The organism is Gilliamella sp. (assembly GCF_024104075.1).
Classification (GTDB): Bacteria; Pseudomonadota; Gammaproteobacteria; order Enterobacterales; family Orbaceae; genus Gilliamella; species Gilliamella bombi.
On record NZ_JAGGHR010000067.1, the window covers coordinates 1 to 2,035 of the forward strand.

Consider the following 2,035-nt stretch of genomic DNA (forward strand, 5'->3'; position numbering starts at 1 on the left):
TACGATCAAGTCGTTATCTGGTTTATTAGGTGGCAAAAGAACAGCCTCATTAAATTTTTCAATTTCATGGGTATTTGAATAAATATCTGTTGAAGCATAACTAGCTAAAAGATAGGATAAATTACCCAATACAGCAGGATAGTATTGACGAATTGTGCTAGCACCAACTTTATAGAAGCCTTGCTTAATATCACTCTTTAATGTTGAGAAATTTAATATATAATAAAGAAGGCAAAACAATATAAATACGTAAGCGGTTATGGGAATAAAAAGTTTAAATTTAATATGAACGAGTTTTTTAAGGATAAATAGAATAAAAAAAGTCACAATAAATGCAGGACCAGCTATAATTAAAACTTGTTTAGACATTGATAATACTTCGTGAGAGTTTGTCTCGACAATTGAATCAATCACTCCGTCTGATATCATTTCTCCATAAAAAATGAAATAATTAACTTCTGATAAAAAAAGGAATAATAATGAAAAGCCAAAGGCAACAATAATCTTATGACAACTACAAATACAATTATGTACTATCATAATAAAAATTAAAGTTGTTACTGTTGTAATATAGAAATACAAATCCCCAAAAATAGATTCAGCAGACTTATCATAAGAGCTATTATTGAAGTAAGACCAGATAGCACTGATAAATGTATATAGCAATAATAGTAACATTAGAGACAGAAATTTTTTTATTTCACATAATTTCATAAAATTTGACCTCATCTATATTTGTGTATTTGCTAGTTAAAGGTGGCGGTTAATTTTGTCACTCCATTTTCCAAATATTTCTTGAAATATCTCCGAACAGCCCCAAAAATTCAATATAAAATATTTTCTAGCCTTGCGATACGCTTGTCTATTGTAAATTAGGGCTGTATTTAACATCAATTTTTGTAGTTTTTTTCAATGGTTATTTGTTAACATTGTTATAGACATAACGAGTTATTATTGTTAATTTTTGGTCAAATTATATTATAAAAACTCTTTATGTTTTTTTATTGAAAAATCAATAGTTCCTAGTATGTAATAGTAAAAATGGGTGGGCATATTTTTATGCTCCCTTTTTAATATTGTTGTATAAAATTTGTGTAGCAGTTCTTTCTATCCATTACCCAATATATAGTATGGTGGTAGGCAACAAATTAATGCTTGTTAAGTAACTTTGAAAAAGGCATTACTCTACTGTTTGGCATAAAAACTCGATCATTATTCTTTTCTTTGTCAAGGGTACCCTGATCAATTTCATAACCTAACAGATTAGATAAAATATATTTATTCATAAGCCCACTTAAATAACCGTCTGATCCCCGAAACGATTCAATAAATTGGCAATTATATCGCTGATTGGTTGATATAAACATAAAAGGGATTAGAAACTGGTCAATGTTGTCACCAATACCATGCCCAACATTCACAATTTCGCCATGATCCGAAGTGTAAATAATGGTATAGTTGTTACTATATTTATTGATAACATCATATAATGCTTTGATTGTACGGTCGGTGTGATGAATAGTTAAATCATATTCTTCGACATCAGGTAAAGCCAACTTATCAACTTCATCATAGCCTTTATAAGGTTGATGGCTACCGCGCAAATGCACAAAAATAAATTTTTTCGGAAAATTATCTTTTTGTAGCGTTTCTTCTAATAATTGACCTAAACTTATATCCAAAAGATCTTCACTAAAAGTGATAACATCGCTTTTACGTGCAATAAATCCAAATTTAGTATTAAATGTACCTTGAATTTTCTGCCCCTTAGAAGCTAACCAATAGGTTTTGTAATGATTGAATTTAGCCATCTCAATAATCGATTTATTATCAAATAAATTATCATCACTTTCGGGTACATTGAATGAAAGTGTCATAGGTATAGAATCCCGAGTAAAGGCTGCCGTTGAGTGGCTATTTGAGATAATACATCCGCCATTTTGACTAAAAATATTGGACATAAAAGGCGTAGTTTGCTTATGATAACCGTAAGCGCTATAGCGGGTAACTAAAGATGATTCCCCCATGATAAATA

Annotated in this window: 1 protein-coding gene and 1 pseudogene; both read right to left on the bottom strand. The window is 29.9% G+C overall.

Translation table 11 applies throughout. From position 1 onward, the window contains the following. Positions 1-714 (bottom strand): annotated as a pseudogene (locus J6569_RS11085) (hypothetical protein); the annotation flags it as partial. 434 nt (positions 715-1,148) lie between these two features. Continuing rightward, positions 1,149-2,035 (bottom strand): sulfatase-like hydrolase/transferase (locus tag J6569_RS11090; protein ID WP_296318515.1); only part of this gene is annotated, 887 nt, incomplete at its 5' end.